Genomic DNA, 14,685 nt, shown 5'->3' on the forward strand with positions numbered 1-14,685 from the left:
CACCCCACCCGGGGTAGGTCACCGGTCCCCCGTCCGGCCCTTCCGTACGCCCTCAGTCGCGTCGGGTGCCCGGGCCTCCGACAGCCGGCCGTCGGAGAGTCGCAGCCAGCGGTCCACCCCGATCTCGGCGAGGAACCGTTCGTCGTGGCTGACCACCACGAACGCGCCCTCGTACGCGTCGAGCGCGCTCTCCAACTGGGCGACGCTGACCAGATCGAGGTTGTTCGTCGGTTCGTCCAGCAGCAGCAACTGCGGCGCCGGCTCGGCGAACAGCACGCAGGCCAGGGTGGCCCGCAACCGCTCGCCACCGGAGAGCACCCCGACCGGCAGGTGGATGCGGGAGCCCCGGAACAGGAAGCGGGCGAGCAGGTTCATCCGCTGCGCCTGCGCCATCCCGGGTGCGAACGCGGCCAGGTTCTCCGCCACCGTACGGTCCAGGTCCAGCAGGTCCAGCCGCTGGGACAGGTACGCGATCCGGCCGTCGGCCCGTTTGATCTCGCCGCCCTCCGGCTCCAGGTCACCGTTGACCAACCGCAGCAGGGTCGACTTGCCGGCGCCGTTGGGCCCGGTCAGCGCGATCCGCTCGGGGCCCCGGATCGTCAGGTCGGCGCCGTCGCCGGTGAACAGGACCAGGTCGCCGTAACGGATCCGCATTCGCTCGCCGAGGAAGACCGTACGCCCGGCCGGAACCTTGGTGTCGGGCAGTTCCAGCGTGATCTTCTGCTCCTCGCGCAGCGCGCGGCCCGCCTCGTCGAGTCGGGCCTTGGCATCGCTGACCCGGCCGGCGTGTGTCGTGTTCGCCTTACCCGCGGACTCCTGGGCGCCCCGCTTCATCGTCCCGGCGAAGATCTTCGGCAGACCGGCGTTCTTGAGGTTCTTCGAGGCGTTGCTGGCCCGCCGGTCGGCCCGCTCGCGGGCCTGCTGCATCTCCCGCTTCTCCCGCTTGACCTCCTGCTCGGCGTTGCGGATGTTCTTCTCGGCGACCTCCCGCGCGGCGCGCACGGCCTCGGTGTACTCGGTGAAGTTGCCGCCGTAGGAACGGACCTCGCCCCGGTCGAGTTCGACTATGCGGTCCATCCGGTCGAGCAGGGCGCGGTCGTGGCTGACCAGCAGCAGGCAGCCCTTCCACTCCTCGATCACGCCGTAGAGCTTGCGGCGCGCGTCGAGGTCGAGGTTGTTGGTCGGTTCGTCGAGCAGCAGCACGTCCGGCCGCTTGATCAGCTGTGCCGCCAGGCCCAGGGAGACGACCTGACCACCACTGAGGGTGTGCAGGCGGCGGGTGAGGTCGACGTCGCCGATACCGAGTCGGTCCAGTTCGGCGCTGGTACGTTCCTCGATGTCCCAGTCGTTGCCGATCGTGGTGAAGTGCTCCTCGCTCGCGTCGCCGGACTCGATCGCTTGCAGCGCCGCGAGCACCGGGGCGATGCCCAGTACCTCCGCCACGGTCAGGTCGCCGACGAGCGGCAGGGTCTGCGGCAGGTAACCGAGCATCCCGGACACGGACACGGAGCCGGTACTGGGCCGCAACTCCCCGGCGATCAGCTTGAGCAGGGTGCTCTTGCCGGCACCGTTCGGCGCCACCAGGCCCGTACGGCCGCCGCCGACGGAGAAGGACAGGTCCTGGAAGACCGGGGTGTCGTCCGGCCAGGAGAAGGAAACGTTCGAACAGACGATGAACGCGTCGGACATGCGATTGCCTTCGAGGGTGATGCGGGCGTACCGGGGCCGCCCGGCGGGAAACAGGGAAGGATCGAACGACAACATGGCCATGTCGGCGCTGCTGGGCGCCCACCGATGGCCGATCACTTCCGGGTATCACCCGGAGATGTCGTCGTCACCCACCATGTCTTCGTCTCCCTGGTTCCCGATCACTCGCAGGTGACTCTACCAGCCGGGGAACCCCTTCTCAGGGCGCGAGCGGATGCCGGCCGACGGGCGCCTGCGCCAAGGCGAGCACGGCCGTACGTCACCCATGTGCGGCAGTGTGCCATCCGGCGTACGCGAAGACGGCGAGGGCGCCCCACCGAAGTGGAGCGCCCTCGCATCGATCGCCCGGGACCGTGGGCGATCGCAGGTGTTAAGCCACCGCGAGCGCCGGACCGTCCAGCGTCTGCACGTCTTCGACCTCCTCGGCCGGCCGCAGGGCCAGCGCGAGCACGTCCGCCACGTCGGCCAGGGTGTGCACGGTCAACGCCTCGCGCACCTCGGTCGGCAGGTCGTCCAGGTCCGGCTCGTTGCGCGCCGGGATGATGACCTCGGTGAGGCCGGCCCGGTGTGCGGCGAGCAGCTTCTGCTTCACCCCACCGATCGGCAGCACCCGGCCGGCCAGGGTGACCTCACCGGTCATCCCGAACTCCGGGCGGACCGGCCGGCCGGAGGCCAGCGAGGCCAACGCGGTGACCATGGTGATGCCGGCACTGGGGCCGTCCTTGGGCACCGCACCCGCCGGTACGTGCAGGTGGATCCGGCGTCCGGCCAGCGCGTTCGGGTCGAGCCCGAACTTGCGGCCGTTCGAGCGCAGGTACGACAGGGCGATCTGCGCCGACTCCTTCATCACGTCGCCGAGCTGGCCGGTCAGGGTCAGCCCCGGCTCGCCCTCCATGCTGGTCGCCTCGATGAAGAGCACGTCACCACCGGCACCGGTCACGGCAAGACCTGTCGCCACGCCCGGTACGGCGGTGCGCTCGGCCGACTCCGGGGTGAACCGGGGCCGTCCCAGGTAGGTCTTGAGGTTGTCGGTGTCGACCCGTACCGGTCCGTCGGTCGTCGCCAGCGCGACCGCGACCTTGCGCAGGATCCGGGCCAGGGCCCGCTCCAGTTGCCGTACCCCCGCCTCGCGGGTGTACTCGGCCGCGACCTGGCCCAGGGCCTCGTCGCTGACGCTGAACTCCTCGGCCGTCAGGCCGGCCCGCTCCAGCTGCCGGGGCAGCAGGTGGTCGCGGGCGATGGCGACCTTCTCCTCCTCGGTGTAGCCGTCGAGCGTGACCAGTTCCATCCGGTCCAGCAGCGGGCCGGGGATGGAGTCGACCACGTTGGCGGTGGCGAGGAAGAGCACGTCCGAGAGGTCGAGGTCGACCTCCAGGTAGTGGTCCCGGAAGGTGTGGTTCTGGGCCGGGTCGAGGACCTCGAGCAGGGCGGCGGCCGGGTCACCGGCGTAGCCCGCGGAGATCTTGTCGACCTCGTCCAGCAGCACGACCGGATTCATCGAACCCGCCTCGCGCAGCGCCCGCACGATCCGGCCGGGCAGCGCACCGACGTAGGTGCGCCGGTGACCCCGGATCTCCGCCTCGTCGCGGATGCCACCGAGGGACACCCGGACGAACTTGCGGCCGAGTGCACGGGCGACCGACTCGCCGAGGCTGGTCTTGCCCACTCCGGGCGGGCCGGCGAGGGCGAGCACCGCACCGGAGCCACGACCGCCGACCACCTGCAGGTTGCGGGCGGCCCGACGGTTGCGCACCGCCAGGTACTCCAGGATCCGGTCCTTCACGTCGCTCAGGCCGGCGTGGTCGGCGTCGAGCACCTCACGGGCCGCGGCCAGGTCGGTGTTGTCGTCGGTCCGGGTCGTCCACGGCATTTCGAGTACGGTGTCCAGCCAGGTGCGGATCCACCCCGCCTCCGGGGAGGCGTCACTGGCCCGCTCCAGCCGTCCGACCTCGCGCATGGCCGCTTCGCGTACCTTGTCGGGCAGGTCGGCGGACTCGACCCGGGACCGGTAGTCGGCCGAGCCGTCCGGCTCGTCCTCGCCCAGTTCCTTGCGGATCGCGGCGAGCTGCTGGCGGAGCAGGAACTCGCGCTGGGACTTCTCCAGACCCTCCCGGACCTCCGAGTTGATCTGCTCGGTGACCTCCTGCTCCGCGACGTGGTCGCGGACCCAGCCGACGAGCAGCTCCAGTCGCGTCGTCACGTCGGGCGCGGAGAGCAGTTCGGTCTTCTGAGCGAGGGTGAGCCAGGAGGCGTAGCCGGAGGAGTCGGCGAGCTCGGACAGGTCGGTCATCCGCTCGAGCGCGTCGATGACCTGCCAGGCACCGCGCTCCTGGAGCAGCGACGTGGTGAGTGCCTTGTACTCGCGGGCGAGTTCCTTGGCCTTGCCACTGGGCGCGGGCTCCTCGAACTCGTTGGCCTCGACCCAGAGCGCCGCTCCGGGTCCGGGCACGCCGGAGCCGATCCGGGCCCGGGACAGGCCGCGGACCACCGCGGCCGGCTCGCCGTCGGGCAGCCGACCGACCTTCTCAATCAGGGCGATAACGCCCACAGAGCCATATTCCCCATCAACTCGGGGCACCGCAAGAACTTTCTTGTCACCCGCCGCGCGAGCGGCGTCGACGGCAGCCTGGGTGCTCGGGTCGAGGGTCACCGGGATGACCATCCCGGGCAGCAGGACTGCGTCGGTCAGGGGCAGAACCGGAAGAGTTGCCATCGAACACCTGCCATCGTTTGAGTTGAGCCTGTACGACTCAAGTAACAAACCATGCCCCGTGTTCCACCTTGTGGCGCAGGCCACATCCGGCCCCGGCCATCGGCCGTCCGAACCTTCCCGACGCGCGCCAGCCATCGGCCGGCTTCGCTGAGCACACCTGTAACCTGCTCTGGTGAGCCAGCCGCCCCTCGACAACCAGCGGCAGGAGCCTCGCGCATTCGCGTACGGGCGAGGTAACCAGGCGGCGGGCCGCTACCGCTCGCCGGTCCCCCGACCGGCGGACCCCTCGCCCACCGCCGCGGCACCTGCCCGGATTGGCGCCAACCGCCGACGTTACTGGCTCTTCGCGATGCTGCTGGTCCTGATCTTGGGCGTGGGTGCGGCCACGTTGAGCGCCGTCTTCGCCGGTCAGACCCCGACCGCACTCGCACCGGACGGCGCCGCCATGGCACCGGTGCAGGTCGCACCACCGGCACCCCCCACGCCCCGGACGACAGCCCGGCCGACCACTGCCGCGCCGCCGGCCCAGCCCCGCGCGAAAACCGGGACCGCCCGGAGCACGACCGCGGCCACCAGCACCCCGCCCACCGCCCAACCCGTCGTCGCGCCGACCCCGGGCGCCGTCGTCTACCGCAACTGCAACCAGGCCCGCCGGGCGGGCGTGACACCGCTGCACCGGGGCGATCCCGGCTACTCGGCAAAGCTGGACCGGGACGGCGACGGCATCGCCTGCGAGAAGAACAAGGACTGAGCCGGCCCGTACGCTCCCGGCCCGTCCACCGGACAGCGGCTCGCCGGTCGACGATCCGCTGCCCACGGCCTCCGACCGGCGGTTTGTTGACCGCCCGTCCGACCGTCTCTAGGGTCCATAGAGGGATTCACCTTCACGATTCGCACGGGGTTGGCCGAAAGCTACATGTTCTCGGCCGGATCGGGAGAACCAGATGCGTAGGAAACTTGCCGTAGTCCTGGCCGCGGCCATGCTGCTCACCGCCTGCGGCGGTGGTGGAGACGGCGAAAGCACCGACAGCCGAGCCGGGGACCAGGCCAGGAAAATCACCGTCGGGGTGATCCCGATCCTGGACGTGGCGCCGATCTACCTCGGCGTCCAGAAGGGATTCTTCGCCGAGCGCAAACTCGAGGTGAAACTCGAACTCGCCCAGGGCGGCGCCGCCATCGTGCCGGCCGTGCTCTCCGGCCAGTTCCAGTTCGGATTCAGCAACAACACGTCGCTGCTGCTCGCGCAGACCCGCGGGCTCCCCCTCAAGATCGTCGCGCCCGGTCCCTCCTCCACCGGCGTACCCGGCAAGGACTTCGCCGGAGTGGTCGTGCCGGAAAACAGTCCGATCAAGTCCAGCGCCGACCTGTCCGGCAAGTCCGTGGCGATCAACACCCTCAACAACATCAGCGACACCGTCGTACGCGAGGCGGTCCGCAAGGCCGGCGGCGACCCCAAGACGGTGAAGTTCGTCGAGTTGCCGTTCCCGGACATGCCGGCGGCGGTCATGAACGGTCGGGTCGACGCCGCGTTCATCGTCGAACCCTTCCTGACCATCGCCCGCAACCAGAAGGGCCGGGACATCTCCTCGGCCTACGCCGAGGCGACCCCGAACCTCTCCGTGGCCACGTACTTCACCTCGGAGGCGCTGCTCAAGTCCGACCCCGACCTGGCTCGGGCGTTCACCGACGCGATGGTGGAATCGCAGGCGTACGCCTCGTCCCACCCGGACGAGACCCGACAGGTCCTGTCCACGTACACCTCGATCGGTGCCGAGATCATCCCCACCCTGACGCTGCCCTCCTTCCCGGCGGAGATCAACCGGCAGTCCGTACAGGCGCTGGCCGACTTGGCCCTGCGCGACGGCCTGGTCACGAAGGCGCCGCAGGTCGACGCGCTCTTCCAGTAAGCCGGAACGGAACCGTTCCCCGCCGCGCAGCCCGCGGGGCGGGGCCGGTGGGAAGGAGACCGGAGATGGAGTTCGTCAGGAACCAGTGGTACGTCGCGGCCTACGGCAGCGAGATCGGGCGGGACCTCTTCTCCCGTACGGTCTGCGGGGAGTCGATCCTGTTCTGGCGTACCGAGGCCGGTGCCGTGGTCGCGATGACCGACCGCTGTGTGCACCGCCGCTTCCCGCTGTCCCAACCGCCGAGTCACCTGGTCGGCGACACCGTGGTCTGCGGGTACCACGGCTTCACCTACGGCGCGGACGGGGTCTGTGTGGCGGTGCCGGGGCAGACCCGGGTGCCCCGGGCGGCGCGACTGGGCTCGTACCCGGTCAAGGAGCAGGACTCGTTCGTCTGGGTGTGGATCGGTGAGCCGGCCGGTGCCGACGAGTCGACCATCCCGCGGGCGCCCTGGCTCGACCTGGACGGTTACACGGCCGTGTACGGGATGGAGCCGCTGGCAGCCCGCTACGACCTGCTGGTCGACAACCTGCTCGACCTCTCGCACGAGACGTACCTGCACGGTGGTTACATCGGCACCCCGGAGGTGGCGAACACGCCGATCACCACTGAGGTCGACGAGGAACGGGGCATCATCTACGTCAGTCGGCACATGGACGATGCCGAATGCCCCCCGTTCTACTCCCGCTCGACCGGCATCGAGGGCCGGATCGTACGGTGGCAGGACATCGAGTACCACCCGCCGTGCCTCTACCTGCTGCACAGCCGGATCGCCCCGGTCGGGGTCTACCCGGAGCCGGACGGCACCGACGAGCGCGCGTTCCACGTCGAGGTGGTCTACGCCATCACCCCGGAAACCGAGACCAGTACGCACGACTTCTGGGCGGTGGCGCGCGACTTCGCCCTCGACGACCGGGAGGTCTCGGACTTCCTGGAGCGCAGCAACCGGACCGTGGTGTTGCAGGACGTCACCGCGCTCAACCGGCTGGAGCAGGTCATCGCCACCGAGCCGGAGGGCTTCCGGGAACTGAGCATAAACATCGATACCGGTGGCCTGGCCGCCCGCCGCATACTGAGGCGGATGGCGGCGGCGAACACCCCACAGGCGCAGGCAGCGGCGCGATGACCCCGGAGCCGACCAGGCTCACCGGCACCGGGATCTACCGCATCGTCTGGCTGCCCGGCTCCGACCTCCTGCGTGGCTACTGCTGGTGCGGTACGACGCAGGAGGCCGAAGATCCGGTCGAACTCTGGGACTGGCTGCTGCGCCATCCCGAGCAGCACGGCGGCGACGCCGCGCCGTACCGGCCGGTCCCACCCACCGGTCGGTCCCGGGCCGAGATGCGGGTGTGAGCACCAGGAGGAGCGGACATGGGCAGCACGGGCGGCGAGGAAAAGCTCGACCTGGTCGTCCGGAGCAGGGAGCGGGCCGCCGAGGGAGTCGTACGGCTGACCCTCGCCCAGCCCGACGGCGGGGCGCTGCCCGAATGGACCGCGGGCGCCCACATCGACGTGATCCTGGACGACGGCACCACCCGTCAGTACTCTCTCTGCGGCGATGTGACCGAGGCGGGGCAGTGGACGATCTCGGTGCTGCTGGAGCCGACCTCCCGCGGCGGTTCCCGCTTCATGCACGACAACCTGGCGACCGGCGACACCGTACGGGTGCAGGGGCCGCGTAACCACTTCGCGCTCGAGCCGGCACCGCGGTACGTCTTCGTCGCGGGCGGCATCGGGATCACCCCGATCGTGCCGATGCTCGCCGCCGCCGAGGCCGCCGGTGTCCCGTGGCGGCTGGTGTACGGCGGCCGTACCCGCTCCTCGATGGCCTTCCTGCGCGAGTTGGCCGCACGGTACGGCGACCGGGTATCGGTCCGGCCGCAGGACGAGACGGGCCTGCTCGACCTCGACGAGATCCTGGCCGACACGGATCCGGCGACCCTGGTCTACTGCTGCGGGCCGGAACCCCTGCTGCTGGCGATGGAAGCGGCCTGCCGAGAGCGGCGTCCGGGCACCCTGCGGGTGGAACGTTTCGCCCCGAAGGAGCAGGGCGCGCCGGTGCTGGCGGGCTCCTTCGAGGTCGAACTCGCGAAGTCGGGTCTGGTGCTGACCGTGCCACCCGACCGTTCCGTACTGGAGACGATCGAGGACGCGGGCGTGGACGTGCTCTACTCCTGCACCGAGGGGACCTGCGGGACCTGTGAGACCAGTGTGCTGGCGGGGCAACCCGACCACCGGGACTCGGTGCTCACCGAGCAGGAGCAGGCGGCCAACGACACGATGTACATCTGCGTGTCCCGGTCCCGGGGCCCACGACTCGTACTGGATCTCTGAGCCGGAGTCGACGGGTCACCCGTCCGGGTGACGACGGTGACCTGGGAGGGTCGCGGATTCTCCCTGGTCGGACCGTCGCGAGGTGTTCTGATGGTGCTGGTGGTCCGATGCCGACCACCGGTTGCGGCACCAGCGGCAGCACCTGCCCGACGAGGGGACGAGATGCGCACACCCGTCCGAGTCGACCCGCGCCCGAACGGCAGCGGCGCGCGGATGCGCCCACCGTCCGGCAGCGGCTGATCGGGGCCGACGGGTGGACCAACTCACCAGCATCCTGTCCGACCTGTCCGGCTGGCCGCTGCTGGTGCTGGTCGGGCTGCTCGCCTTCGGCGAGTGCGCCGCTTTCATCGGGCTGATCCTCCCCGGCGAGACGGCCCTGCTGATCGGCGGCGCGCTCGCCGCGACCGGGCGGACCAACATCGCGGCGCTGGTCATCGTCGCGGCGGTCTGCGCGGTCGTCGGGGACAGCGTCGGCTACGAGATCGGCCGGCGGACGGGAATGCCGCTGCGCCGAAGCCGGCTGGGCCGCTGGGTCGGCGAGGAGCGCTGGCAACGGGCGGAGACGTTCATCCAGCGCCACGGCCCGGCCGCCGTCATGCTCGGCCGCTGGATCGGCGTGCTGCGGGCGCTGGTACCGGCGTTGGCCGGGATGACCCGGATGCCGTACCGGCGGTTTCTCGCCTACAACGTGGTCGGCGGGGTGACCTGGGCGACCACGGTTGTCCTGGTCGGGTACGTACTCGGCGCGTCCTGGAAACGGGCGCAGGGCTACCTCGGGGCGGCGAGCATCGGGATCGCGGCGGTGGTCGTGCTGGCGGTGCTCGTCCGCTGGTTCGTCGTACGGCGAAGGCGCCGCCACCACCGCTGACCGCCCGACCCGCCGGTCCGAACCTTCCGCGCCGGCCCGCCCGGGTGACGACGGTGACCGGGCGGCGACATCCGGATGACATCTCATCGACGACCTGGCGTCATCGACGTGCGGCACGCCCTGATCATCCCTGGCCGAACCGCTGCGGCCCTGGTCAGTCCCCTCGTGCCGGGTAACCCGCCGGTAGCCGCGCACTGCTACCAAGAACCCGTTCGGAACAGGATCTCCATACGGGAAATGGGGCACGGGTGCGATTCAAGGGACTGGCCGGTACCGCGCTGGCGGTGGCGCTGCTCCTCACCGGCTGTACCGACGACGGGCCACCGGACCCCGACAGGTCCGGCGCGTCCGGCCCGGTCGGTACGACGCTGCGGATCGTGGCCGGGTCCGAGCAGCAGTCGGTGATCGACACCATCGTCAAGCCCTGGTGCGACGCCAAGGGCTACCGGTGCCCGGTGACCTTCATGGGCTCGGTGGACCAGGCGCGGCAACTCGCCGCCGGTTCCGGCGAGTACGACGCGTACTGGTTCGCCAGCAGCGTCTTCCTCCAGGTCGGCGACCAGCGCAACGTCCTGCAGGACGTCAAGCCGATGTTCCTGACCCCGGTGGTGTTCGCCGGCTGGCGCGGCGAGATGCAGCGGCTCGGCTTCGCCGGGCGTGACGACGTGTCGATCGCGGAGATCCTGACCGCGGTCGAATCCGGGCGGACCCGGGTCTGGATGACCAACCCCACCCAGTCGAACTCGGGCGCGACGGTGCTGTTCGGCTTCCTCAACCACTTCGCCGGCAACGGGCCGGGCAAGCCGCTGACCCAGGAACAGCTCGACTCGCCCGCCGTGGTGCAGGGCGTGACCCGGCTGGTCAAGGCGATGGAACAGACCCCGCCGTCGACCGGCACCCTGATGACCGACTGCCTGGCCCGGCCGGACGACTGCCGGACCATGTTCACCTACGAGGACCTGGTGATCGAGCGGAACCAGGAACTGGTCAAGGCGGGCCGGGAACCGCTGGTGGTCGCCTACCCCCGTGGCTCCCTGGCCATCAGCGACGCACCGCTCGGTTTCCTGCCGCACGGCAACGGCGACGACGCCGCCAAACGGCAGCTCTTCACCGAGTTGCAGGCGCACGTGCTGTCTGCGCCGGACGCGCAGGCGAAGCTACGCGGCCTCGGACGCCGTCCGGCGTCGAGTATCGGTCTCACCCTGGACAACCCGGACCTGTCGGTGTTCAACCCGGAGTGGGGCATCCAGGCCACCATCAACGAACAGGGGATCCAGTTCCCGGTGGCAACCGTGATCGAGTCGGCGCTGAACCGCTACCAGACCAGTTACCGCCGCCCGGTCGCGGTGCACTACTGCCTGGACGGCAGCGGTTCCATGCAGGACAACGACGGGTGGACCGGGGTGAAGCAGGCCGCCGCCCAGGTCTTCGACGCCGAGCAGGCCGCCCGCAACTTCCTGCAGACCCACCCGCAGGACGTGACCACCGTGACGATCTTCAACGGCGGCATCACCGGTGGCAGCCCCTTCACGGTCAGCGGTAACGACCCCGGTCAACTGCACGGCCTCACCGAGGCGATCACCCGCTACCGCCCCGACGGCGAGACCAACCTGTACGGCTGCCTGCTCCGGGCCGCGGCCCAGCTCACGGATTCGTCCCTCGGTGACCGCAAGCGCCTGGTGGTGCTGATGACCGACGGGAAGTCCAGCCAGGGCGAGCGGCCCGCGGCGCTCGACGCGCTGCGCAGGGCCGGGGTGCCGGTGGTCGCCATCGCGTTCGGCAAGGACGCCGACCCGAGCCAGTTGACCGAGGTCGCCCAGGCCACCTCCGGCGCGTTCTTCGAGCAGAACGACCTGGTCGCCGCGTTGCGCCAGGCCGCCGGCTACAAGTAAGGGCGGGCCCGGTGCGACACAAACTCGCGGCCCCGGCCGGGCTGGCCACCGGCGCGCTGGTCTTCGTCGGAGTCCTGCTCGCCACCCGATCGGTGCTGTGGCCGGCGCTGCTCGCCGTGACGGCGGCGATCGGCGTCTACCTGATGGTCGACGACCGGTCCCCGGCGAGGGCGGCGGGTGACAGCTACCTGGACGAGGCGAACGCGAAGGTCGCGGAGGCGCTGCGCACGCTGCGCGACGTACGGCGGCTGAGCCGGGAGGTGCAGGCACCGGCGGCCCGCGCCAGTCTGGAGACCGCCTGCCGACACGTGCCCGACCTGTTCGACCGGGTACGCAGCACCTCGCCCAACACCCTGTACTCGACCGCGAGCCAGATCGGCGCGCACCTGGTCTCCCTCGACGGTGCCGTACGCAGGTACCTCGACATCCAGGGCTCACCGCTGCTCTACCGGGACGCGGACGCGCTGCTGACCAGCGGGGACCAGGCGTTCCAACGGTTCGCGGACTTCACCCTGGACAGCGTGCGGCTGGTCAACCAGGGCGACATCGGACAGTACGTGGCGAACCTCGACACGGTGGCCCCGCCACGAATGCCCGAGGTGACGTAGCCGATGCCGTCAGCAGCGTGCTCCGACGGTTCAATCGAGAGGAAGTTGACGTGAGACTGCCGAGTCTGCGGTTTCTCATCGGGCTGGGCATGGTGATCGTGGTCGGTGTGGTGGCCGGAGTGCTGTGGCTGCGATCCGGCCAGCCGGCGGCACCGGGCCCGGCGGCACCGGTGGCGATCACCTGTTTGGGAGGCTCGGAGAAGTCGGAGCTGATGGCCGATCCCACCGTCACCCGGGTCCTGCGGGAGCGGTACGGGCTCACCGTCGACTTCCAGCATCTCGGGTCGTACGACCAGGTGCAGCTCTCCACGGACGAGCTGAAGGCCAGGAAGATCGGCTGCCTGTGGCCGTCCAGTTCGAGCGCACAGAGCGTGTTCGAAGCGGGCCACCAGGGCGCGTTCGCGGCGTACCGGGCGGAGAACGTGTTGCAGTCGCCGGAGGTCCTGTACGCCGGACCGCGCGGCACCGAGGCGTTGGTGAAGCTCGGCCTGGTCGAGCAGCGGGACAACCGCTACTACCTGATCGACATGAAGGCGCTGCTGCTGGACTACGTGCTCAAGCACCGGACCTGGGACTCGGTCGGCGCCGAGGGGTTACGAGGGCCGATCTCGGTGTCGAGCACCGACCCGGCGAAGTCCAACAGCGGCTTCACCCTGGCCCAGTTGCAGCTGGCGATCGTGGCGACCTCGGACCCGTACGCGGCACCGAACCTGGCGCAGGCGCGTACCGCCCTGCCGACGATGCGGCAGATCTACGACGCGCAGGGCTTGCAGTCGCGTACCTCCGAGACCGGGTTCCGGGAGTGGCTGACCCAGGGCGGCGAGTTCAAGGCGCCGATCTACGCCGGCTACGAGAACCAGGTGATCCAGCAAATCGTACGCGATTCGTCGGCCGCCGGCACGCTGCTGAAGAACATCCGGGTGCTCTACCCCGACCCGACCATCTACAGCGACCACCCGATCCTCGCCCTCGACGCCGACAGCGCCCGGTTCATCGAGGCGATGAAGGACCCGGAGGTCCAGACGGTGGCCTGGCGCAGCTACGGCTTCCGGTCGGCGATCCAACTCGGACTGAGCAACGTGGCCGACTTCCCGGACATCCCGCTGGCCGAACAGATCCGGGTCACCCCGCCTCCGGCCGCGGACGTGACGCTCGCCCTGCTGGCCTGCGTCAAGGACGCCAAGACCTGTGCCTGACCCGGTACCGACCCCGATGAACGCACCCAAACGGGAGAAGACCCCGATGACGCACCCGAACGGGAGAGGAACCCGATGACGCAAGGCAACGCCCTACAGATCGACTTCGGCACCATCGTCGGCGGGCCGGCCGACCCGCCGGCCGGCGCGGCTGACAGCGCGGTGGCCACCGTGCTCGTCTCGACCGAGCCACGGGCCCTGGTCTGCGCGGACCTGCTCAGTCCGGAGCAGCGGGCACAGGCCCGGGTGGTCGCGGAGAAGCTCTACCCGACGATGCTGGCCAGTACCAACGAGTTGGCGAACTTCGGCAGCGCCGCGATCGAGCAGGTCAACGCCCAGGTGACCCGGATCTTCCGGGAGGTCGGGCGGGTCGACATCCCGGAGCTGACGTCGATCATGCGCCAGCTCAACGACCGGATGCGCGGCTTCCGCCGCAAATACGACCCGTCGGATCCGAAGGTACGGGAGGCGTTCGACAAGTTCGCCGACTCGATCCGTGGACTGTTCCGCAAGGGGCGCAACCTGTTGGAGATGCTCTTCGAGGAGGCCCGTACGGTGGAGCGCCAGCTCGACCTGGTCGCCGGCCAGCTCAGCGAGAAGCAGCTCCAGTTGCGTCGTAACGTGGTGCTCTGCGACGAGTTGTACAAGGCCAACGAGGCGGCGATCGGGCAGCTCATCGGCGCGATAGCGGTGATGGAGCTGGTGCGGGACGCGGCGGTGGCGGACGCGCGGTCGATCACGATCGACCCGGACGACATCCACCGCCGGGACTCCGAGGAGCGGCTGTCCCGGGTGACCGAGTTCATCTCGGCCCTCGAGGTGCGGATCAACGAGTTCCAGCAGCGGCTGTTCGTCGCGTGGTCGACCTCACCGCAGGTCCGCAACATCCGTACGCTCAACTACGGCCTGGGGCAGCGGCTGGCCCTGCTGATCAACCTGACCATCCCGACCATGAAGCTGACCATCGCCCAGTGGGGTCTGCTGCTACAGGCCAACCAGGCGGCCGGCATGCAGCAGGCGGTGGCAGACGGGGCCAACGACGTGCTGAGCGCGTACGCCGCCGCGTCCAGGACGGCGGTGCCGCAGATCGCCAAGGTGATCCAGACCCCGACGATCCGGCCGGAGACGATCCTCGAGGTGGCGGACTCGATCGACGCCCAGGCGCGCGGGATCGAGGAGGCGGTCCGCTACGGTCAGGAGAAGCGCGCGGAGGTGGCGTCCGCGATCGTCGAGGCGAACGAGTCGATGTCCGCCTCGGCCCAGCGGCTGAGCCGGATCGTGGTGGACCTGGTGGCGAAGGCCCGCGATCCGCTGGTCCTGCCGGCGGCGCCCGACCTGCCCGGTTCGGTCACCGGTCAGGCGGCACCCGGCACACCCCGCTGACCCGGTTCGGTCACCGGTCAGGCAGCACCCGGCACATCCCGCTGACCCGGTTCGGTCACCGGTCAGGCAGCACCGGGCA

Annotated in this window: 12 protein-coding genes; 10 read left to right on the forward strand and 2 right to left on the reverse strand. The window is 70.1% G+C overall.

The features are described 5' to 3' along the window. Positions 1-18: 18 nt before the first annotated feature. Together abc-f and lon are read right to left on the reverse strand one after the other, a co-directional pair. Positions 19-1,689 carry a ribosomal protection-like ABC-F family protein gene (abc-f, locus tag AB0J90_RS00855; RefSeq protein ID WP_363590782.1) on the reverse strand — a complete coding sequence of 557 codons (1,671 nt, stop codon included), beginning with the start codon at positions 1,687-1,689 and terminating at the stop codon, positions 19-21. Between the two features lie 388 nt (positions 1,690-2,077). Then, a complete protein-coding gene (gene lon / locus AB0J90_RS00860) occupies positions 2,078-4,420 on the reverse strand; it encodes an endopeptidase La (RefSeq protein ID WP_363590783.1) in 2,343 nt (780 codons plus the stop codon). A 172-nt stretch (positions 4,421-4,592) separates the two neighbouring features. On the opposite strand from lon, the gene AB0J90_RS00865 reads away from it, so the two are divergent. From AB0J90_RS00865 to AB0J90_RS00910, 10 genes are all read left to right on the forward strand, one after another. Continuing rightward, positions 4,593-5,171 carry an excalibur calcium-binding domain-containing protein gene (locus AB0J90_RS00865; RefSeq protein WP_363590784.1) on the forward strand — a complete coding sequence of 193 codons (579 nt, stop codon included), beginning with the start codon at positions 4,593-4,595 and terminating at the stop codon, positions 5,169-5,171. 193 nt (positions 5,172-5,364) lie between these two features. Then, positions 5,365-6,327 (forward strand): ABC transporter substrate-binding protein, encoded by a 963-nt coding sequence (locus AB0J90_RS00870; RefSeq protein ID WP_363590785.1) that lies wholly within the window; start codon positions 5,365-5,367, stop codon positions 6,325-6,327. A gap of 65 nt (positions 6,328-6,392) precedes the next feature. After that, complete coding sequence (locus AB0J90_RS00875) at positions 6,393-7,451, forward strand: aromatic ring-hydroxylating dioxygenase subunit alpha (RefSeq protein ID WP_363590786.1); 1,059 nt, start codon at positions 6,393-6,395, stop codon at positions 7,449-7,451. Next, positions 7,448-7,678: a hypothetical protein gene (locus AB0J90_RS00880; protein WP_363590787.1), complete on the forward strand. Its 231-nt coding sequence runs from the start codon at positions 7,448-7,450 to the stop codon at positions 7,676-7,678. Before AB0J90_RS00875 ends, AB0J90_RS00880 begins: the two co-directional genes overlap by 4 nt. An 18-nt stretch (positions 7,679-7,696) precedes the next feature. Continuing rightward, a complete protein-coding gene (locus AB0J90_RS00885; RefSeq protein WP_363590788.1) occupies positions 7,697-8,659 on the forward strand; it encodes a PDR/VanB family oxidoreductase in 963 nt (320 codons plus the stop codon). 253 nt (positions 8,660-8,912) lie between these two features. Then, positions 8,913-9,527 carry a DedA family protein gene (locus AB0J90_RS00890; RefSeq protein ID WP_363590789.1) on the forward strand — a complete coding sequence of 205 codons (615 nt, stop codon included), beginning with the start codon at positions 8,913-8,915 and terminating at the stop codon, positions 9,525-9,527. 248 nt (positions 9,528-9,775) lie between these two features. Continuing rightward, entirely contained in the window at positions 9,776-11,419 is a 1,644-nt protein-coding gene (locus AB0J90_RS00895; RefSeq protein WP_363590790.1) for a VWA domain-containing protein, read from the forward strand. Between the two features lie 11 nt (positions 11,420-11,430). Beyond that, on the forward strand, positions 11,431-12,027 hold the full coding sequence (locus AB0J90_RS00900) for a hypothetical protein (protein WP_363590791.1): 597 nt from the start codon (positions 11,431-11,433) through the stop codon (positions 12,025-12,027). Between the two features lie 50 nt (positions 12,028-12,077). Further along, positions 12,078-13,223 (forward strand): hypothetical protein, encoded by a 1,146-nt coding sequence (locus AB0J90_RS00905; RefSeq protein ID WP_363590792.1) that lies wholly within the window; start codon positions 12,078-12,080, stop codon positions 13,221-13,223. A 75-nt stretch (positions 13,224-13,298) separates the two neighbouring features. After that, the gene (locus tag AB0J90_RS00910; RefSeq protein ID WP_363590793.1) at positions 13,299-14,606 is read left to right on the forward strand and encodes a toxic anion resistance protein; all 1,308 of its coding nucleotides are present in this window, start codon (positions 13,299-13,301) and stop codon (positions 14,604-14,606) included. Positions 14,607-14,685 lie beyond the last annotated feature (79 nt).

Origin of the sequence: Micromonospora sp. NPDC049523, assembly GCF_040676775.1 — a bacterium.
GTDB lineage: Bacteria > Actinomycetota > Actinomycetes > Mycobacteriales > Micromonosporaceae > Micromonospora_G.